Origin of the sequence: Morganella psychrotolerans (genome assembly GCF_001676155.1) — a bacterium.
GTDB lineage: Bacteria > Pseudomonadota > Gammaproteobacteria > Enterobacterales > Enterobacteriaceae > Morganella > Morganella psychrotolerans.
The window spans coordinates 18,174-40,049 of record NZ_LZEW01000005.1; the positions used below are offsets into that span (position 1 = coordinate 18,174).

The 21,876-nt window shown below is 45.1% G+C and carries 16 protein-coding genes and 1 pseudogene; 10 read left to right on the forward strand and 7 right to left on the reverse strand.

Annotated features, from left to right (window positions below):
- Nucleotides 1-36: 36 nt before the first annotated feature.
- A complete protein-coding gene (gene tssH, locus AYY16_RS09450; protein WP_067365500.1) occupies nucleotides 37-2,814 on the reverse strand; it encodes a type VI secretion system ATPase TssH in 2,778 nt (925 codons plus the stop codon).
- A gap of 979 nt (nucleotides 2,815-3,793) precedes the next feature.
- Here tssH and tssF point away from each other — a divergent pair.
- The 9 genes from tssF (at nucleotide 3,794) to AYY16_RS09495 (ending at nucleotide 13,000) form a co-directional block, all read left to right on the forward strand.
- The gene (tssF, locus tag AYY16_RS09455) at nucleotides 3,794-5,671 is read left to right on the forward strand and encodes a type VI secretion system baseplate subunit TssF (protein WP_067365502.1); all 1,878 of its coding nucleotides are present in this window, start codon (nucleotides 3,794-3,796) and stop codon (nucleotides 5,669-5,671) included.
- Nucleotides 5,671-6,687: a type VI secretion system baseplate subunit TssG gene (gene tssG, locus AYY16_RS09460; protein ID WP_067365504.1), complete on the forward strand. Its 1,017-nt coding sequence runs from the start codon at nucleotides 5,671-5,673 to the stop codon at nucleotides 6,685-6,687. Before tssF ends, tssG begins: the two co-directional genes overlap by 1 nt.
- 33 nt (nucleotides 6,688-6,720) lie before the next feature.
- Entirely contained in the window at nucleotides 6,721-7,845 is a 1,125-nt protein-coding gene (locus AYY16_RS09465) for a type VI secretion system protein TssA (RefSeq protein ID WP_162271052.1), read from the forward strand.
- The gene (locus AYY16_RS09470; protein WP_067365510.1) at nucleotides 7,845-8,867 is read left to right on the forward strand and encodes a fimbrial protein; all 1,023 of its coding nucleotides are present in this window, start codon (nucleotides 7,845-7,847) and stop codon (nucleotides 8,865-8,867) included. Before AYY16_RS09465 ends, AYY16_RS09470 begins: the two co-directional genes overlap by 1 nt.
- 12 nt (nucleotides 8,868-8,879) lie before the next feature.
- On the forward strand, nucleotides 8,880-10,226 hold the full coding sequence (locus AYY16_RS09475; protein WP_067365513.1) for a GlcNAc-transferase family protein: 1,347 nt from the start codon (nucleotides 8,880-8,882) through the stop codon (nucleotides 10,224-10,226).
- Complete coding sequence (locus tag AYY16_RS09480) at nucleotides 10,220-10,852, forward strand: hypothetical protein (RefSeq protein ID WP_067365516.1); 633 nt, start codon at nucleotides 10,220-10,222, stop codon at nucleotides 10,850-10,852. Before AYY16_RS09475 ends, AYY16_RS09480 begins: the two co-directional genes overlap by 7 nt.
- 64 nt (nucleotides 10,853-10,916) lie before the next feature.
- Complete coding sequence (locus AYY16_RS09485; RefSeq protein ID WP_067365519.1) at nucleotides 10,917-12,044, forward strand: hypothetical protein; 1,128 nt, start codon at nucleotides 10,917-10,919, stop codon at nucleotides 12,042-12,044.
- A 127-nt stretch (nucleotides 12,045-12,171) separates the two neighbouring features.
- Nucleotides 12,172-12,489, forward strand: coding sequence for an OmpA family protein (locus AYY16_RS21020; protein WP_268874140.1), 318 nt, complete (start codon nucleotides 12,172-12,174; stop codon nucleotides 12,487-12,489).
- 25 nt (nucleotides 12,490-12,514) lie between these two features.
- Nucleotides 12,515-13,000, forward strand: coding sequence for a DcrB-related protein (locus AYY16_RS09495; protein ID WP_067365525.1), 486 nt, complete (start codon nucleotides 12,515-12,517; stop codon nucleotides 12,998-13,000).
- Nucleotides 13,001-13,162: 162 nt separating this feature from the next.
- On the opposite strand, the gene AYY16_RS09500 is transcribed toward AYY16_RS09495, so the two are convergent.
- From AYY16_RS09500 to AYY16_RS09525, 6 genes and pseudogenes are all read right to left on the reverse strand, one after another.
- Nucleotides 13,163-13,705 carry a glycosyltransferase family 25 protein gene (locus AYY16_RS09500; protein WP_235846266.1) on the reverse strand — a complete coding sequence of 181 codons (543 nt, stop codon included), beginning with the start codon at nucleotides 13,703-13,705 and terminating at the stop codon, nucleotides 13,163-13,165.
- 552 nt (nucleotides 13,706-14,257) lie between these two features.
- A pseudogene (gene adhP / locus AYY16_RS09505) lies at nucleotides 14,258-15,275 on the reverse strand (alcohol dehydrogenase AdhP).
- 144 nt (nucleotides 15,276-15,419) lie between these two features.
- Nucleotides 15,420-16,328: a pirin family protein gene (locus tag AYY16_RS09510; protein WP_067365532.1), complete on the reverse strand. Its 909-nt coding sequence runs from the start codon at nucleotides 16,326-16,328 to the stop codon at nucleotides 15,420-15,422.
- Between the two features lie 156 nt (nucleotides 16,329-16,484).
- Nucleotides 16,485-17,708: an HlyD family type I secretion periplasmic adaptor subunit gene (locus tag AYY16_RS09515; RefSeq protein WP_082970682.1), complete on the reverse strand. Its 1,224-nt coding sequence runs from the start codon at nucleotides 17,706-17,708 to the stop codon at nucleotides 16,485-16,487.
- 1 nt (nucleotide 17,709) lies between these two features.
- Nucleotides 17,710-19,863 carry a type I secretion system permease/ATPase gene (locus AYY16_RS09520; RefSeq protein WP_223861189.1) on the reverse strand — a complete coding sequence of 718 codons (2,154 nt, stop codon included), beginning with the start codon at nucleotides 19,861-19,863 and terminating at the stop codon, nucleotides 17,710-17,712.
- Nucleotides 19,860-21,503: a TolC family protein gene (locus AYY16_RS09525; protein WP_067365535.1), complete on the reverse strand. Its 1,644-nt coding sequence runs from the start codon at nucleotides 21,501-21,503 to the stop codon at nucleotides 19,860-19,862. The genes AYY16_RS09520 and AYY16_RS09525 overlap by 4 nt, the downstream gene beginning before the upstream one ends.
- A 112-nt stretch (nucleotides 21,504-21,615) precedes the next feature.
- On the opposite strand from AYY16_RS09525, the gene AYY16_RS20245 reads away from it, so the two are divergent.
- A complete protein-coding gene (locus AYY16_RS20245; RefSeq protein WP_156664984.1) occupies nucleotides 21,616-21,759 on the forward strand; it encodes a hypothetical protein in 144 nt (47 codons plus the stop codon).
- Nucleotides 21,760-21,876 lie beyond the last annotated feature (117 nt).

The following is a 21,876-nucleotide window of genomic DNA, read 5'->3' on the forward strand; positions in this document are numbered from 1 at the left end:
ACTTCATTGCTTTTATGTAAAACGGAATACCTGACATTACTCTGATGTCACGATAAAGCCGTTTTGGTTATCACTACTCAAACTAATCTTTTGAATAGGCGATTCTGAGTTCCGGTTTAAAATATATAAACCGATTTTTGGTAAAATATGCTGTTCAATAAAACGGATCAGAATACGCGCGCCCGTTTCCGCAACTGAACATTGGCTGATAATGGAATTAACCACGTCATCGTTATATTCAAATGCGGCACCGTGGTGGGCAAACAGACGTTGACCAATACGATCCATATGGATACGGACAATGCGACCTAATGACTCATCCTGTAACGGATAATATGGCACGACACTCAGGCGACCCAGGAACGCGGCCGGGAATACTTTCAGCAATTCCGGCTGAAGCGCGGTACGCATTCCGTTAAGATCCGGCGCGGTGTCAGGATCGGCATTCAGACTTGAAATCAAATCACTACCGGTATTACTGGTCAGTAAAATTACGGTATTTTTAAAATCAATCACACGCCCTTCACCATCTTCCATACGCCCTTTATCAAAGACCTGGAAGAATAATTCATGAACATCCGGATGCGCTTTTTCCACTTCATCCAGCAACACAACACTATAAGGTTTTCTGCGGACGGCTTCTGTTAACACACCGCCTTCACCATAACCGACATAGCCCGGAGGTGAACCTTTCAGAGAAGAAACGGTATGTGCTTCCTGATACTCACTCATATTGATGGTGATAATATTTTGTTCGCCACCATAGAGTTGCTCTGCGATAGCCAGAGCCGTTTCTGTTTTACCGACACCGGAAGGACCGACCAGCATAAATACGCCGATGGGTTTCTGCGGATCTGCCAGCCCTGCGCGGGAAGTCTGGATAGACTCACTGATAATATCCAGTCCGTGCTTCTGACCGATAACGCGCTCTGCCAGGTGGTTAGGTAATTCCAGTACCGCATTTAATTCATCTTTCATCATCCGGCCGACAGGAATACCCGTCCAGTCCGCGACGATAGCAGCAACAACGGAGGCATTGACTTCAGCCTGAATCACCGCATCCTCGCGCTGATTACACTGAATACCTTCAAGCTCACTTTCTAAATCTGCCAGCTGCTTTTGTAATTCTGCCAACTGCTCTTTATCACTGAGAACAACGGCTTCTGTTACAGTCTCAGTTTCCGCCAGTGCAACATCACCATCAGTTTCAGCAACCACAGGAGTTTCCTGAGTAACAGCTGCCGGTTCTTCAGTTCGTTCGCCACTGATTAATGCCTGAATCTGACTGCGGATTTCCACAATCGCGGCAACCGTTGATTTTTCTTTCAGCCAGCGGTCTTCCATTTCCTGAGCAAGAACAGATTGTTCTTTAATATCATCGCGGAGTGACTCCAGCGTACTGTTCTCTTCACGACCGAAATGCAGGGCTTTTTCTGCCAGCGATAATTCAGATGATGCTGTTTGTGTTTTGTATTTCAGTTCCTGCAAATCTCTCGGCGCGACATTTTGTGCAACCGCAACACGGGCGCAGGCAGTATCGAGCAGACTTATAGCTTTGTCCGGCAACTGACGGGCAGGAATATAACGGTGGGATAAACGCACCGCTGACTGAAGTGCTTCTTCCATGATCCAGACACCGTGATGTTTCTCCAGCATCGGAACCAGACCACGTAACATCGCGACACTCTTCGCTTCAGACGGTTCTTCAACCTGTAATACCTGAAAACGGCGGGTCAGCGCGGGATCTTTTTCAATGTGACGCTTAAACTCACTCCAGGTGGTTGCACCGATAGTTCTCAGTTTGCCGCGCGCAAGAGCCGGTTTCAGTAAGTTTGCAGCATCACCGGTTCCGCTGTTACCACCGGCACCAACGAGTGTGTGAACTTCATCAACAAACAAAATGACCGGGTTCGGAGAAGACATTGCTTCTTCCAGAACCGCTTTCAGGCGGGACTCGAATTCACCTTTCATACTCGCACCCGCAGAGAGTGCGACGATGTCCAGGTTCAGCAGGCGAACTTTTACCAGTGCCGGAGGTACATCACCGGCGGCAATGGCCAGCGCCATCCCTTCAACTAATGCTGTTTTACCGACACCAGCTTCACCAGTCAGTAACGGGTTGTTCTGACGGCGGCGCAGCAGAATATCAATCATTGTATTGATTTCATGCTCACGGCCGATAACCGGGTCAATTTTGCCTTCACGGGCGAGTGCAGTCAGGTCGGTCGTATACTGAGCCAGGGTTGCTTTACCTGATTCACCGCCCATTGCATTGCTGGCCTCTCCCGGAATACTGTTTTTACCACCCAGTTCACTGTCATCTGTCGCACTTTGATCAGCTTCCGGTGAATCTTTTGTGATAAAAGCCAGGTCTGCCGCAAGAATATCCAGCGGGATTTTGTCAAATACAGGGGAGATGGCGGACAACGCACGACGCAGCTCCATTGTAGTCAGACAGGCGAGTAATAAATGACTGCTGCGGATGGCATTTTCTGAATATTCCAGACTTGCACATACCCACGCACGTTCGATAGCCATTTCAATATGATATGAAAAATCAGAAATAGAGCTGGCACCACTCGGCAAACGAATTAACGCCTGCTCCAGTCCTTTTTCCAATAACTGGACATCGAGCTGGAAGTGACGGGCAATCTGCCGGACATCACTCTGCTCTTGTTGCCACAGCTGAATCATCCAGTGAACGAGTTCAACGTATGGGTTACCTTTTAATTTACATAGTGTCGTTGCACTTTCGATACTACGGAAAAGTGTGGTATCGAGTTTGCCAAATAGACTCTGTCTGCTGAAAGCCACAATTATTACCTAATCAAGTGTTGTTTATACTAATAATTCATCCCTAACAGGATGCACGATTTATAAAACATATTATGTTCCTGAATTCTTAAATCGTTAATTCGCATAAATAACTACTTCTTAAATATACGACAAAACATCAGAGAACATATAAGTATCCGTTACCCGATTACGGAAACGTCATATTATAATAAAAACAAATATTGTTACTTAGCAATAAGACTTTCACCTAAGTTTTCTCTTACGGCTTTCACCCTGGTAACAAATCTTCATTTTTATATGTACTACACTATATCTTGAGGTTTACTACGCGTCTTTTATATAATGAGGTTATTACGCGCCATAAAAAAAATACAACTGTCCGTACGAATAAACTTACTAATTTGGACAATTCCTAAGACATAACGAAACAAATATGAAAATCGTCGTTTAAACAGACAAAAATAATAATAAAAAACAAACAAAATTAACAGGTTAAATCACCACCGCTCACTTATCCTGCAGTGAATACCAAATGCGTAATTCACGCAATAAAAAAACTAATTTAGATTAAATAGCAATTAATGGTAAGATAAAATCAATTAGATGAAACGATGATACAAATTATCACACACGGTTACAATAAACGAATATCAATATACGCACTCTACCCCATGACTTTCATTACTTAATAAGCTTAAATTCACAGGCGGGGACGGGAATGACATTACAGAATCATATAGTCAAATGAATATCATATATTCAAGTAATGACCATATAATGTTCATAGATATTGTGATTTATTTTATCTATCACATAATTGCCGTGTAGCAGGGTAATAACACGGTAATGCAGACTTATCTGATATCGATTAAAACACCCTCGTTTTATTTTGTTCAGGAGTTTACTTCAGCGTCTTTTTTTTTATATTTATAGTCTTTTATAATTTGAAAGGTGGATCACCGCCTTTATTACTCATTTTTTTTTCAGAGGTATATCCGTGGATCAGAAATTTCTTGATTTTTACAATCGGGAACTGACGTTTATGAAAGAAATGTCCGGTGAATTTGCGGAGAAACATCCGAAAATTGCCGGGCGTCTGGGCATGAATGGTATCGAAGTTGCTGATCCTTATGTAGAACGACTTATCGAAGCATTCTGTTTTATTTCCGCCCGTTCACAAGTGAAGCTGGACGCGGAATTTCCGAAATTTACGCAGCGTTTTCTGGATGTTATTTATCCGAATTACAACGCACAAACCCCTTCGATGGGTGTTGTCCGGCTTCATCCGAATACAAAAGAAGGTGACCTTTCAAATGGTTACCATGTGCCGAAAAATTGTCAGATGTTTACCCGTTTATTACCGGGAGAGCAGTCCCGCTGTGAGTTCCGTAACAGTCAGGAGCTGACATTATGGCCAATCGAAATTGAAGATGTCCGCCTGACATCTATTCCGCCTGATATTTCCAGTCTGGAAAAATACCGTATCTCTTATTCACGCCTGAAAGGCGCGCTGCGGATCAAACTGAAACTTGATGGCGATAATCTGTTTTCCCAACTGGAAAATCTGGACAGTCTCCCTTTCTATATTGACGGGGACGAGCGCGTAGTTTCACATATATTTGAACTGATCCACGCACATTACGTTGCCATGATAATCCGGACCGGCGGCAGTGAAAAACAGGATACGACGATTGTTAACGGCGGCATTACCTTTGAAGGTCTTAAGCCGGATCAGGCGCTGTTACCGGTTCAGTGGAATATGTTCCAGGGCCATAACCTGATACAGGAATATTTTGCCTGTCGTCAGCGTTTTTATTTCTTCACGCTCAATCATTTGCGCGAAGCAATGCGTAACAATAATACCAATGAAGCAGAAATTATTATTCTGCTGGACCGTTTCCCGCAGGATCTTATCAGTCACATTGATAAAGACCGCTTCCTGTTATTTTGCACTCCGGTCATTAACCTGTTTCCCAAGCGAATCGATAAAATTGAAATCAACCGGGCATTAAACGACTTCCACGTTGTACCGGATCGCAGCCGCCCGATGGATTATGAAGTTTTTTCGATCAGTAAGGTGATGGGGCAACAGGCAGAAAACAGCAGCGAAGTTATCTTTAATCCTATTTATCAGACCCGGCATTGTGATTCCGGTAACTTCGGGCGTTATTTCTCACTGCGCCGGGAAACCAGGGCCAGCGGCAGCGCCCGCCGTAAATATGAAACACTGACGCCGTATATCGGCACTGAAGTGTTTATCTCTCTGGTGGATCAGCAGGAAGCACCATTTGATGACGATATTCGTTATCTCTCCGTGGAAGCACTTGTAACCAACCGGGATCTCCCCCGTCTGATTGACCGGGGCAATGAATACGATTTAACACTGTCTGATTCCGTACCGGTTTACGGTGCAAATTTCCTGTCACAGCCAAGCCCCCCTCACCCGCCGTTTGCACAGGGTGAATCGGCCTGGCGCCTGATCCGCCAGCTCAGTTTTAACTATCTGCCGCTGCACGATATGGATCACAGCCAGGGCGGAGAATCGCTGCGTAACCTGCTGCGCCTGTTTGTCAGCCCGGCTGATCAGGAATCAATGACACAAATAGACAGCCTGGTCGGCAGCAAAACTAAACCGGTCATCCGGCGACTGCCGGGAAATGAGCTTCTGGTATACGGACGCGGCGTTCAGTGCGTACTGACAGTGGACGAAGTCGGATTCTCCGGGTTAAGTCCTTATTTATTCGGGTTAGTGATGGAAAATTATTTATCCCGCCATGCGGCAATTAATGTCTTTACTGAGACTGAGCTGCACTCAATGCAGCGCGGGCTGGTCGCCAAGTGGGCACCACGTCCGGGTAAGCGCGGGATCTTATAATGAGCCATTTGCACCATAATATGTTAAGCGAACTTTCGCACTGGTATGACGAAGCCGAGCCGTGGAACAGTGGTTTCGTCAGCCTGATGCGGGCGGTTGCGGCAAAATATCCGGATATGCCGGCTATCGGAACCGCAGACCGCCCCCAGCAAGAGCCTTACCGTCTGGGGCAAACCCCCAATATGGTGTTTGCCCCGCGCGAAATTGCAAAGATTACCCATGAAGATAACCTGTGCCACGTTGATCTCTTCAGTTTAGGGATCTGGGGTCCTCAGGGGGCAATGCCGATAAACTTTACCGAGCAGGCATTTATCCGCATGGAGCACCAGGACACCCTGCTTCGTGACTTCGTTAATATCTTTCATCACCGGGCGCTCTCGCTGTTTTACCGCAGTTGGTTTGTTTCACAGGATGTCGCCACACTCGATCGCAAAGATGATGAGAAGTTCTCTTTTTATATCGGATCACTCATCGGGCTGGTGCCGGATGAAATCTGTGACTCGGTTCTGCCGACACACGCCAGGCTCTCCTCGTCATCTCACCTGATCCGTGAAGCACGCAACCCCGAGGGGCTTGTCGGTGCATTGGAATACTATTTCGGGATAAAGGTCGGGCTGAAAGAATTTACCAAGCAATGGATTTTTCTGGAAACCTCAGACCAGACAAAAATAGGGGATTTAAGCTCCTCCTTACTGTTATCGGAAGGTGCCATTTTAGGCAATACCGTTCAGGACCGGCAGCATAAATTCAGTCTGGTTCTGGGTCCGTTAACATTAGAACAATATATGCGCTTCAGTTTATGGGGTGAGGATCTGCCAATCCTTAAAGAGTGGGTCCGCAACTTTATTGGTTTCGAATATGCCTGGGATGTCCAGTTAGTACTGGCGCCGGATGCAATACCACAGGCGAACCTTGATGGCAGCCACCAGTTAGGGTATGCCGCATGGCTTCCCCGTGAAAAACAGGATGAACCTATTTCGGGGATGAGTTTTGACCCCGAAACGCACCTTAACTGATTACTGATTTTCAACAGATAATGGAATATGACCGTGAGCGAAGAACTGCAATCTACTTTTCAGTCCGATTTTTATAAAGACGTACTCAAACCGCTGCCGGGGAAATTCGTCTGCGGTGAAGGTATTGAATATGACCCGTTATTCATCACATTGCAGTCCAAAATGGCACCAAAACTCGGTGCCGAGTATGGTGATTTCGTCGAAACGACCGAACCGGTTAACTGGCGTGAAATCGAAAATGACTGCCTTGAGCTTCTGACGAAAAGTAAACATGTTCGCCTGATTATTCTGTTAATTCGTTCACGCAGCCGTCAGATAGGTCTTTTTGCCCTGGAAGAAGGTCTGATGGCGATGTATCAGTTGCTGAAAGATTTTCCCAATGAAGTTCATCCCCAGCTTTACGATGAAGGGGAATTTGAGCCGTTTATGCGGGCAAATGCCATTTCTGAGCTGGATGATATCGATGGCTTTCTGCTCGATTTCCGCCAGCTCACACTGCCGAAAATTAACGGACTTCAGCTGACAGTTAAAGAAATTGAACGCGCCTTTGCTATCCCGAAAGACGAAAATTCCTTAGCGGAAGAGAGTGTCGTCGGGATACTGAATGAATGGCGTACCAAAAATGATAAAACACTGGCATCACTGAATAATGCGGCATTCATCCTGGATGCGATTAAAAAACTGGCCCGCGAAACCTTAGAAAATGAAACACCGACACTGCCGGTACTGACATTAATACTGGCACTGTTTAATAAAGATCTGACCCACAGCGGTAATAAATCAGCCGCTGCTGCTGCGGTGGCTGAAAGTGAAAACTCGATGTCTGCTTTAGTCTTTTCTGATGAGTCGCCGGACAAAGACCGCAGTAATCAACCCGAAGATTCTGTCAGCACAACCACAGAAACAGTTGTTGATGGTGATACAACAACGGTGACAACCGAACGCATTGTCTACCGTGAAAAAGGGATCAATACCCGGCAGGATGCCCTGGAAAGGATCCGCGAAGCGCGTGCATGGTTTCAGCAAACCGAACCCGGTAACCCGATTATTTTGCTGCTGACCTATGCCGAAGGAGCGGCAGGAAAAAATTTCGTTGAACTCAGTAAATTATTCCCTGCTGACATGCTTGCTATTTTAGATATTAACAAGGAAATGTAATGAAACTAAAATTACTCGTGGTATTAGCGGCAATGGGAATGGCGAAATTCAGCCTGGCTGCATGTATCCTTGGTACGGATACGCCTAATTACGTGAAGGAAACCCTGACAGTCACTCAGGTTGGTGGTCCTATTGAATTATCATCCATGGAACCTGTAAATCCACTAGCTCCGTTTGCAACGTTATACTCAAGCACGACCTCCAAACATGCGCAATATTCATGCCTCCTTCCGGCCGGTGAAAAAGTATCACGGGTAAGACCAATAACAAACGGCAGCCTTGTACTCTATGGTCCTGCAAATCCGCCTATTTATAAAACAAAAGTCCCGGGTATTGGTGTCCGTTTTCAGTACGGAGCGGGTCGTGACCTTCCTGAACCATTCGATTACTACAATACCCTGCCAAATAAGGACGGTAACATTCTTGTTAACTATGGACCCGCCACTATGGCGGCGATGTTCTATAAAATGGGAAAAATTGAACTGGATAAAGTGCCGGCCTCCTATCAGGAAACAGTGCTTTTACTTGGCAGCATGCATGTCGGTCATGGCCAGATTATGGATATAACTTTTCTGGATTATGCAATCGGGGATGTATTCCTGGTTAGTACACCCGTTTGTTCCGTAGATAAACCTATTAATATTGATTACGGCATTGTCACTGAAGAACAAACAAAAATAGGTTTTAGCAAACCACTTAATTTTGGTATGACCTGTCATTCTGACTACGGTGCTTATAAAGCAATCGCCTCTATCCGTTCTGACGATATGAGTAATGACAGTAAAAGCATTCGTGTTACTGACTCAAATAATAATAAAGATTCTCTTATGATTGAGATAAAAGATGCAAGTAATAACCTGGTAAAAGTTGATGGTTCCGTAAAGTTAGAATCCGCTCCGGCTCTTTCCGGTCAGCGTGCTGAATATAAATGGAACGCAGTATTAAAGCGCAGAGGTGGTTCTCCTGCTCCTGCAAAAGGTAACTTTAACGCCAGTGCAATCATTACTCTTGATATTATGTAGAGTGAAAATATTATGAATAATACAATATTTGTCAGTATCGCCAGTTACAGAGATAAAGAGTTAATTCCGACTATAAAAAATATGGTTGAAAAAGCGGATCATCCGGAACAGTTATTTATCTCTGTTTGCTGGCAGGTTGAAGAACCTGATTTTTCTATTTTTATGGATATTGGTGCTCTGGAAACGGATTATCAAAGCGATAATCCGGATGTTATTCGCCTGAATTATCAGGGAGCAACGCTGAATATCCATTTCATCCAGATTTATCAGGCAAAAGGTGCTTGCTGGGCCAGACATTGCTGTGAACTGTACTATACAAATGAGCATTATTTCCTACAGATAGATTCTCATTGCCGGTTTACTGAAAACTGGGATACAGAAATTATCAGCTATTATTTGTCATTAAAACAACACACAAATAAACCTGTTGTTACCGGTTATCCGCCTCATTATTCACCTGCAACTGAAGAGGCAGAAGAAGTCCGGGGAGAAGGTTGTTCCCGTATGGTATTTAACGCCTTTAATGATAATGATATTCCCTCATTTCTTCCTATAGGGCTGCTTGACCGCACGCAACATACCCGCGGATGTTTTCTGGCAGGTGGCTTTACTTTCTCGTCAGGCTCATTTGTCCTTGATGTACCTAATGATCCGCAAATCTTTTTTCTTGGTGAAGAAATTGCGATGTCCGCAAGGGCATATACGCACGGATACGATCTTTATTATCCACATAAAATTTTTCTCTGGCATTTCTACAACCGTGAAGGCTGTGACAGGATCTGGGGAGATCACACGGAAGAGAAAAAAGAAACTAAAAAAATTGAAAAAGCCTGGTGGGAACGGGATGCGATTTCTAAAAACCGCGTGCGTAAGTTATTAAAAATAAAAGATGATGAAGAAATCGAACTGGGGAAATACTGCCTTGGTAATGAGCGTCCTCTTGAAGATTATGAATACCTGACGGGGATCTGTTTCAGTGAACAGCTACTGATAAATGAACTACTCGGTGTTATCAAACCTTGTTACTTTGATGAAAAACCAGTTTCCCGGAGTGAGTGGCTCAACTCACTCTACAGCCCTTACTACTCTGCTCTTGATATTAACAAAACAGATATTCCTGAAAATAATGAAAAAATTGATTACTGGTCTTTAGGCGTCTTTACTGAAAATGACGAATTACTGGCCATGCAACGTCTGACGCCGGAACAATTGAATGAGCAGGTCACAAAAGATAAACCTGATGCCTATTGTTTCAAAATAAAACTGAAAGAAAAACCGCGTTCTCTCCCGAAAAAAATCAGACTGGCGCCTTTTTTTGGCCATTCCGGCTGGGGTGAAACACTGGAGAAACCATGGTAAGCAGCCAGGATGTCTTTAATAAAATAATGAGTATCGATGCTCTTATTGATTTAGAGTCAATTATTCCCTCATTATCGGAATTACAACTTAATTTATCCACGTCTGTCCAACAGTTCCGGGATTGCCTGGAACTGGAGGACCCCTATTTTGAGCATTCAGAAGATTTTTGCCGGCTACTTTGTCTGTATCTGGATACCATTATCCTGAAATACACGGACAGCCAGCAATTATCCTGGGCGCCCTATCTGCTGGAAAATTATTTTTACGGTTTCGATCGTGAACCATTTGATGTCGTGCAGCAACTCACTTTTTTTTCAACCATAAAACGCAATGCTATTTTTTTGCCGGCTTATCAGATGGCTCTCAGGCTTGCTAAATTTGCGGCTTATAGTGTAAATCTAAAACCAGTGCTGCCCCTTTTTGAGCCGCGTCTGCCCAAACCACCGGTTATTAAAATTATTCCGCCACAGCCACCGGAAGCCGCAGAAGAAATAGCCTATCCTGAGCCGGTTGCTTACCGGACAGTCAATCTGCCGCTTATTTTTACCGCTGAAATCCTTTGCCTGATATTTATTCTGATTTTTGTCTGGCTTTATATTCGTGATACTTTGGATATGCTGATTTAAATGAAAACTTTCGCTTCATTAAAAAAAATGGCTGATAATTTTATTCAGCATCATTGCACTTATCATGGCCGGTATGGCCTTTTATGATAAATCAAACCTGTTTATCTGGCTGAGTGGATTATGCGGCACATTATTTATGTTCACTGTTATTTATTCAATCCGGATAAATGAACATGATGAGGTGATAGTTCACCAGGAAGATGACGTTAATGAAGCGCCGGAAATTGTATTTATCCTTGGCCCTTATGCCAGAACCTGGTTTAGTCAGCAGGATGATGATGATACTCTGAGATTTGATAATAAAATCATCTGGATGCTGATTAATAAACCAGATGATTTACACAAACAGGTCTCCGCGATTAAACAGCAGCATACCCATTTTCAGCTCAGTGCTGTTTTTCCGGTACTTCCGGATGGTCATGATACTGATGCTATGCTATTAAACAAAATACGCGGCTGGACAAATTCATTTTCACAAAATCAATTTGAACATAAAATACCCTGCACCTTAATTTTATATTCCCGTCTCAGCAGCCAGCGATTTGCTCATGACCCGGATAAAGCTATCTGGTTAGGTCAGTTTAATATTTACAATACGGAACCTAAAGTATTACGCAAAGAAGTCACTTCCCTGCGACAAGATCTCGCCGCTGTCTATCAGCAACCTCACGCAGTGGCAGCGCAACATCGCAATGCGATGGCATTATCGACACTAAACTGGCTGGAAGATGCCGGAATTCTGCCGGAAATCGAGACATTATTCAGCGAAAGTATTCTCGATTTTACCAATCTGCTATTTTCTGATTACGGAAATGGCCCGACCCGGCACGGTGCCTGGTCCCGCTGGGTTCAGAAAAAATTTGCTGTTTTACCACGAATTTCCGCTTACCTGACGCTGCCGCCGCTGCCGGTAAATACCGGTGAAGCACCGGTTAAAGTAAGGAAAAAAACCGTTGAAATGACACCGGTACCTTATCAGACGCTGCGCTATTCACTCCTGATTGTCCCGCTGCTGATTGCTGGTGCAATGGTCAGTACACTGCTCTGGTCACTTAATTTTCATGTACAGAGAAATGAAACCGTTAATACATTGGTACAGCAATTTGATGTTACTCCGCCAAATGCATTACAGCAGCGGGTTGAAATAATTCAGCAGATGAAAAAAATTATCTCAGGCTATAGACAATCATGAAACGCCCTATTTCTTTGTAATTGAACTTGCACAGCCTGAAATATTTACTGAAAAACTGGATAAATCAATTGCAGAATTTTCCCGTAGCCCGCTCTATATCGCTCATGATAAAAATATTGTTTTTGATATCGGCAGTTCAAAATTAAAACGGGAAAGTACAGAATATCTGATGCCGGTTCTGCAATTTATTAAGCAAAATCCGGAACTGAAAATTTTAATTGAAGGCTACACCGATAATACCGGTAATGATAAAAATAACATTAATTTGTCACTGAACCGGGCAGAACAAGTCAGACACTGGTTACAGGAATCGTCCGGACTACCGGAATCACATTTTGTGACCCACGGTCTGGGTGCCCAAAACCCGATAGCAGATAATGATTCTCAGGATGGACGGGATCAAAACCGCCGTGTTGAAATCAAAATTTATCAGGAAAATCGCTAGTCATATCTTTTGAGGATTATTATTTATGAGTAAAAGTAACGAATACATTATTCCTGAAGGCAGTTTTATTACGTCTACGCCTAACCTGGATAATACATTAAATATTTTGATTTACCGGGACCCGACACTAAATGAATATAATATTGTCGTACACCGGGCTTTTTTAGATGAAGATGAAACTGTTGAAGAATTTTGTGAAAATGAAGTAAAAACCTTCACCAGAAATCTGGCCGGATTTAAAGAAGAAGGGAAAATGATCACCCATGAATTAGGGCCGATGAAATTAAAAGTTGTTCAGATTGCTAACAGCTATCTGGATGAAGGTGAGCGCTTACAGCAGGTACAATCTATGATTAAGCTGCCTTACCACAGAGATAATAATCCGAATAATAACCGGGTCATTATTTTTACGCTGAACCGAAAAGGTGAGTTTACAGAATATCAACGTAAGCATTATGTTCGTGTCCTGAACAGCTTTGCACCAAACTCGACAACCGGATTATTAGGTTAATATAACCCCCTATAGCTAATATAGGGGGTATTCCTTCTCATTTTACTCTCTCACATTTCGTCAATAGTTCTGCTGAAATAACTCACCCGGTCTGTTGTGTAGCCTTCAATATCACTCATATCAACCAGCTGATATCCGACACAGGGATAAATCGCAAACCAGTTATCCCTCCACATCATGTGATGCCAAAAAAATATCCAGACTACATTTATACCGACTGACTCCCTCATTCATTTTTTCGATAGAGACACCAAATACATCAATGATTTCATCGTAATAATGCTGATTAACAATATAACTATTAGAAAGATAAGAGCAGGATATTTTATAAAAACAACCATGCTGTTGTTCGATATTAAAATAACTTCCTGACAGAAAACCGGCATCCCAGTCAATTGATGTCAGACTGCTGAAAAAATAATTAATCCTGTCATGAGACTCTTCATCATCATTAAAGATCATATCATCTTCTAAAATAAGAACATTTTGCCAGTTATTCTCTTTCGCCATCGTCAGTACAGCAACATGAGACATAACACAACCCAGCGCCCCCTCATCGCGTTCTATTGCTTCAAAGCGAATTATTTTCTCCGGAGGAACCGCCATTTTTTTCAGCTGAAATTCAATACTTTCCCGTCTGTCTGTACGTTTTGCCAAATTGATATAAACGATTTTATCGACAAAGCTCCAGTTAACTTTAATCATCCGTGATCCCCAAAACTTTCGTATCATATTATGAATACAACTCAACTATAAATACAATTAAGATAGATAGGTATATTTACTTGCGCAAATATACACCCTGTCTTATAACGCAATTATTTCGAGTTAGTGATGTTTCATCATATTTCAACAACCACTCATAATGTGTATTCATGAATAAATGCACGATGATAGCTAAGTGCATTGAACACCATATATACACAGTAAATCTTAAAATCAAAAAACAATATTAAATCTCTCATAATTTATATTTGTTTTTTTAGTGGATTAATCTGTTATGTTTTATATTTACTGAATAAACATAGACCTTAGTAATAAATATTAACAAATTATTACCAATCATTACTTACTATAATTAATTAACACTTTATTTATTTCAAATGTATTATTAGCACTTGGTTATATTTGGCATAAGTTAAATTATTATAATTTTATTTATATAAATCAGTTTATCTTTATCTCAATACCCATTAAAAAAAAACAGCTGCGGGTTTCCCGGCAGCTGTTTTTATGTTCTCTGATACTATCAGAACATTATTTTTTCTTTGTAAAATCAATCACCATACGGCCGGTAAACTTACCCTGTGCCATTTCTTCAAAAATGGTATTGATATCTTCCAGCGGACGCAATGCCACCTTCGGCACGACTTTTCCTTCAGCGCCGAAACGGAATGCTTCTTTCAGATCTTCACGCGTGCCCACCAGCGAGCCAACCACTTCGATACCATCCAGTACCAGACGCGGAATACTCAGATCCATAGTTTCAACCGGCAGACCTACTGCAACAACACGTCCGGCAGCACGAACGCTGGCAATCGCTGAATTGAATGCTGATTTTGCCACCGCAGTCACAACCGCAGCATGCACGCCACCGAGGTCTTTTTGGATGATTTCATCCACATTGTCCGTTTTCGGATTCAGTACCAGGTCAGCACCCATCTCTTTCGCCAGTTCAAGCTGCTTGTCATTCACATCAATGGCAACCACTTTGGCATTAAACACATTTTTAGCGTATTGCAGCGCAAGGTTACCCAGACCGCCAAGACCATAAATTGCCAGCCACTGACCCGGTTTAATACCGGAGACTTTAATCGCTTTATAGGTTGTCACACCTGCGCAGGTAATACTGCTGGCAGCCGCTGATTCCAGACCATCCGGCACTTTTACCGAATAATCGGCGGTCACAATACACTCTTCCGCCATCGCACCATCGACGGTATAACCGGCATTTTTCACTTCACGGCAGAATGTTTCTTTGCCGCTGTTACAATACTCACAGTGACCACATCCGCGGAAGAACCAGGCGACACTGGCGCGATCCCCGACTTTCAGTGATGTCACACCTTCACCGATTTCTGTCACCACGCCAATCCCCTCATGTCCGAGGACAACACCGGAGACATCACCAAAATCAGCATTTTTCACATGCAGGTCTGTGTGACACACACCACAGCATTCCATTTTTAATAAGGCTTCACCATATTTCAGCGGACGTAATTTTTTTTTCTTTTATTTCCACTGTTTTATTTTTTGCGACGACAGCAGCTTTCATAGTTCACCTCAATAATGAAACAACTCCCATGTTATGTTCATAAACATAACGACCATTAACTGTTTCAGTGTAACCTGTAATAAGAAGCAATACTGTACTAAGAATGCCAATAATGTGAAGTGTTATTAATATAACAAACTATATTCAGACAATTATACCTGAGGACCGCACCACCGGGTATAATGGCGCCGGTAACGGCTCACGCAGTTCATTTTTCATTACCCCGAAACGGGCATCGCCACTGTTCCAGTCACTGACAGCCTGTTGTAATGACAGAGAATTATAGCCGGCAAAATTCCACCACAGCATAATTTTTTCCTGTACCGGCGTGCCCCCCAGTAATAATATCCTGGTCCCTTTCATCAGTGTCAGAGTGAGTGAGGATAACCCTTCGCCAAGGTAAACTAATTCATTTGTCGTATAAATTTCATCACGGTAAGTTAATTGCCCTTCCAGAATAAATACACCGTATTCAAAATCAGGACGGGTATCCAGAGTGGTTTGAGCCGACTGTTGTGCCTGTAAATCCATACCAACCAACGCAGAGAAAAGCAGTACCGGAGAGCGTCTGTCGCCATATTCCCCGGCAAGCAATGTAAAACTGACCTGATCCGCATTCCAGACAGGTAAATCCGGATAGTGATCAAACCTGGGTGGCATTGCACTCTCAGCAGGCGGCAGAGCAATCCACAGTTGTGCTGCGTGCAGACGCGGATGTCGTCCGGCGGAATCTTCGGTATGCGTGATCCCATATCCGGCGGTCATCAGATTGACCTGCCCCGGGCGGATAATCTGTTCTGAACCCAGGCTGTCACGGTGCAATATTTCACCCTCCAGCATCCAGGTAAAGGTCTGCAAACCGGTATGCGGGTGCGGGCCGACTTTCATTCCGTCCTCACCTTTGAATACCGCAGGACCTGCATGATCAAGAAAGCACCAGGCACCAATCAGCCGCCGGTCTTTCACCGGTAATGCGCGGGAAACCGGCACACCGCCGACCTCTTTAATACGCGCGCGCAGGCGCTGAGGCAAAACCCCGTGTCTGTCTGTCATTGTGTTACCTGTTTGTTCCGGTGAAATAATGCCGTCAGTATACCTGACTGTTACCCGGAGGTATCAGCAGGACCTTAGTATACGCAAGATAAATAAAAGGAAGCCCCCCGCGTGTCATGATATGACCACGCGGGGGTATAGTGGTATATGGGAGCGTTATCGCTCGCGCAGAGCCTCATTTGCCCGGTTCAGCGGTTTCACCAGATAACGGAGAATCGATTTACTGCCGGTTTTAATGTCTACTTCCGCAACCATCCCCGGGAAAATCTGAAACTCTTTACCGGCTTTATTAATCAGCGCATCCTTGCTTGTCCGGATAAGTATCCGGTAATAAACATGATCACGCTGAATTTCATCCTGGAGGGTATCCGGTGAAATCAGTATCACCTCACCTTCCAGTCCGCCGTAAATAGCATAATCATACGCCGTGATTTTTACCAGAGCAGCGTCATTCAGGCGGATATGCGCGATATCCTGCGGTGAGATTTTCGCTTCCACAATCAGCTGATCATCCAGCGGGATAATATCCATGATTTTTCCGCCCGGCGCGATAACCCCGCCGATGGTATTCACTTCAATGTTTTTCACAATCCCACGTACCGGCGAAACAACTTTTGCACGCTGCAATGAATCATCACGTGCACGCATAATAGACTCCAGCTCTTCCAGCTCTTTATTGGACTCCGCAAGCTGTTCACGCGCATTCACCACATATTCATTATGCAGTTCCTGTTTTTTGCTATCCAGCTCGGAAATAGTCCGCTTCAGGCGGATCAGTTCCACTTCACTTGACGCACCGGATTTTACCAGGCGTTGCAGGATCATCTCTTCGCGGCGGTAAAGTTGCAGGGAATCATTAACACCTTTGATTGATTGTCCCAGCCGCTCTTTGCGTGATTTATACAGCCGCTGCTCTGCTTGTACCAGCGCGGTATCCTTTTTAACCATATCCGGGATAACAAATTCACTGCCGGATACTTCGGCATTCAGACGGGCGGACTTAATCAGATTGGCTTTATAGCGGCTGCGGCTCTCATCCAGAGAAGACTCAAAGCGGGTTTCATCCAGATACGCGATAGCCTGCCCTTTTTCAACAATTGCCCCTTCGCGGACTTCCAGTGAAGAGAGAATACCGCCTTCAAGAGACTGAACAACCTGCTCACGGGACGACGGAATAATTTTCCCCTGTCCCTTGGTAATTTCATCCACGTCCGACAACGCGGCCCAGATAAGTAAAATAATAAAAAAGCCTAAAATAACCAGTATCAGGCGAACCAGACGGGGCAGGCTCGGCTCATGCTGACCACCATAGAAAAACGGGACTCCGCGCAGGTTTGTTTCAGGCACCGGGGCAGCACCCTGAGTTTTCGTTTTTTTCATCTCAGTTTCCTGCCTTAGCCGGTGTCGTTGTACCGGACATCAGGTTCTTGAGAACCTCGTCACGGGCACCATCAAGCGCAATTCGTCCGTTATTCATCACAATAATCCGATCAACCAGTTGCAGAACACTTGTCCGGTGCGTGGTAACCACCAGCGTTTTATCCTGCGCCCATGTTTTCAATCCGCTGATAAGGCGCTGTTCCGCGATTTCATCCAGTGCGGATGTTGGTTCATCCAGCAGTACAATATTCGGATTTGTCAAAATAGTACGGGCAAGCAGAACGGCCTGGCGCTGTCCGCTGGACATCCCGAGCCCCCCTTCCCATAACACCCGGCTCAGCCCCTGCGGACTGCTGCTGACCAAATCCGCCACACCGGCAATCTGTAGCGCATTAATAATTTCTGCATCATCTGCTTTCGGCGCACCCAGCGTCATATTATCGCGCAGTGTGCCGTGTAACAGACGGGAATTTGCGCCGAGATAACCAATATCACGGCGCACATCATAAGGATCTATTGCTGATAAATTCACATCATCCAGGCGGATTTGCCCGGCTATCGGGTCTAATAACCCGCTCAGCGCATACAGCAGCGTCGATTTCCCGGAGCCGTTACGCCCGAGAATGGCAATTTTTTCACCCGGTTTAATTGTCAGTGAACCAATTGTCAGTACCGGATTTGCCTGCACATCATAAGTTACCGCGACATTTTCAAATTCATAATGTCCGGTCAGTGACGGCTTATGAATAAGTTTTGTGCCGTACTGGGCATCAACCGGTTTTTCCATCAGCTCATTCAGGCTTTTTAATGAGACTTTCGTTGATTGCCAGCGCGCCAGCAGACCGGAGATTTGCGCCATCGGTGCCATCATCCGGGAACTGAGAATAGAGGCCCCGAGCAGTGCGCCGGTGGTTATCGCTCCGTCCATCACAAGGAATGCCCCGCACAATACGGTCACGGCAAACACCAGGGTCTGTACTGTCTGGCTCCAGGTCATCAGCCCCTGAGTGATAAATTTCACTTTCAGGTTTGTATCACCCACTTTCTCATTCAGGTAGTTCCACTCCTGCTGAAAACGGGGCTCTGCACGGTGAAATTTAATGTCTTCCGCACACTGAACCGCTTCAATCAAAGAGGCATTACGCAGTGTGCTTTCCCGCATCGCTTCATTGGCAAGCACGCCCAGCTTAGGCTGAAGCAGCAGACCCGGCAGGATCATAACAAACAGCGCCACCAGCGGAACCAGAGCCAGGGGACCGGCGATCAACCATAGAATAACCAGGAATAAAAAGAAGAAAGGTAAATCAGATGCCGCTGTTACCGTTGTGGAGGTAATGGTTTCGCGGACATTTTCCAGCTCCCGTAACTGGGAAACAAAAGTCCCGGTTGAGCGCATGCGCTCTTTCATGCGGATACGTAACGCATGACCGAACACCGTATCGGTAATTTTCAGATCCGCCCGTTTACCGATAAGGTCAATCAGCCGTACCCGCATTATCCGCATCGTAAATTCAAACCCCATCGCAATCAGCACACCAATAAAGAGCACCAGCAGAGTGGGAATTGATTTTCCGGGAATAACCCGGTCATAGACCTGCATAGAGAAGATAATCGAACTCAGTGCCAGAACGTTAGCCAGCAACGCGGCAATCAGTACGGACACAAAATATTTGCGATCGCGCAGGACAATATCCCAGAACCAGCTTTTCTTAAACGGCTTGATATAATCATCCACGCGCGCATCCGGTACATTTCTTTCCGGTCGCGCCAGGATAACATCCCCGCCCTGAGTCAGTTTCAGTAACTCATCCAGCGCAATATGATTCTTTTTCTGTCCGCCGTGCAATAACTCCACCTGAACACGCCCGTCGGCAGAGATACTCTCTGCATACAGTGCCTGCCCGTCCGGCAGTGCCACAATAAAAGGCAGATACCAGGGATTGAGCATCTCTTTGGTCAGCGGCACCCAGTCAAGTGTCAGACCAATATTGCGGGCGATGCGCTGAAGCTCGTTTTTTTGTCCGGTTCCGCTGCTGTATGTAAAATTGACTCTGGCATTCTCTTCCGAGACCGGTAAACGATAATGACGGGCAGCCAGGAGCAGCGCCTGCAACCACGTTTCATTATATTCACTCTGTTGTTGCTCTGAAATCACTGGAGACTCCGTAGGGATTCATTGGATAATTGTAAGCTTTCGCGGAACCGCCCTAACTGAGAGGAACAACTGATGCTGGTTGCTAAGTAATCATATCTTGCCGCCGCATAATCGCGCCGTGACTGATGCCATTCCTGATCCGCATTCAGCAAATCGATAATACTGCGCTGACCCAGAGCAACGTATTGCTCCTGATACAGGCGGGTGACATCCTTGAGGGAGAGGTTTCGTGAAGCCAGTAATTTCATCCGTTCTTCCAGTTCATTAAGCCGGATTTGCTGGTTGCGCCAGTTATTCTCAACAATATTCTGTGTATGACGAATTTCTGAATTGGCTGCATTTTCCTGATAGACCGCCATGCGCTGCTTCGAATTACTGGTATAGAAATTCGACAGCGGCACATTAACGGTCAGCTCAACACTGTGATCTTCGCGCCCGTAACGATCAGTATCTTTTGCATCAAAACGCTGCTGATAAGTGCCCTGTAATCCGATACTTGGCATGGCTTCACGTTTGGCAACTTCGCGGTCACTTTGTGCGATAGTCAGCCCTGCCCTGGCAACCAACACCACCGGAACCGCATTAAAATCAATATTTTGTGCATAGCACTGCTGGCTATATAAAGATGAATCAATCGGCTGCCCTGATAACAGGCTGACGGACTCACCGGTCATCCGGTTCAGATTGAGGATCTGGTTTTCATGTTCAAGCTTCAGGGTATTAAGCTGGAGTTGTGCGGTATCCAGGCGGGCTTCCGCCTGAACCAAATCAGCGCGGGACGCAGCACCTGCGGCGGTCCGCTCACGGGCAAGGTCGGTAATGTGACGTACTGAGCCCAGTTGTTCCTCTGCCAGCACGATATATTCCTGATAGCGTTTGATATCGAGATACAGCATCGCCGTTTTCTCTGCCACTTCATCCGCATTTACAAACACTCGCAGCATAGACTGATCACTGCGTGCGACTAAGGAATCTATCTGTGATGAGACTTTGCCGAACGAATAGAGCAACTGGCTGACACTCGCTGTTGCCACATAACCTTTGTCGCTGTTATTCAGGCTGCGGGAAATCCCTGCCCCCGGTTGCGGATAATATTCGGTTTCTTTCTGATATACCGCTTCCAACTGAGCACGGTATTGGTTAACCAGTCCGGACAAACCGGCATCCCAGTCTAACGATTTGATAACGGCGTCCTGCAATGTCATCCCGCCGGGCATACTGTCCTGCCCGGCAACAGCCGGAACAGTTGCGGTAGCGGAGGCATTAACCGGCCGTGACTTAGGCATATTATTCATAATGGATCGCTGGCGGATAATTTCGCTCTCCGATGCCACCGGATCCCCTGTCAGCGGAACCAATGGTGCCACCAACGGTACGTCATCCTGTTTCGCGGTAACCACACGGGCAGGTGAAACAGCCCGGCGATTCGGTTTTTCCGGCAAGGTGGTTATTTTAGGGGGTGTTTTCACCGGCCGCTGCTCTTCACCGCTGTCCCCGGTCAGTTCGGGTTCCCGTTCAACTTCCTGTGCTGCTTTATAACCAAATGCGCCGAATGAGACTGCCGCAGAAACCGGATGTATACAAACACCGGTAATAATGGCGACCACAGAAAGGTTGCGTACAAACCAATTTACTTTCACTGCTCAGACCTTTTATGCTGACGAATACCGGTGAATACATAAAAATGAAAACAAAACAGATCCTGATACAGTCAGACTGTGACAGGTAAACGCATTTCCGGCCGGAATAATTATGATTATCAGTCTCCTGACTATTCTGAGAAGAAAGAAAGCCAACAGACTGATGAATAGCCCGGAGATGTTGCAGGCGCACCATAACCTTGTCCGCACAATAATGCAGAGTGCAATATCCTGCTCCGGGAAAATTACTGAATAGCGGGTAGCTTATCAAAAAGCCGCAGGGATTTTCCGGCGATAGTGATAACATAAAATGTTAATGGCAGGTTGAATAACCTATAATTCAACCTGTAAACAAAAATATATTTTGTAAATG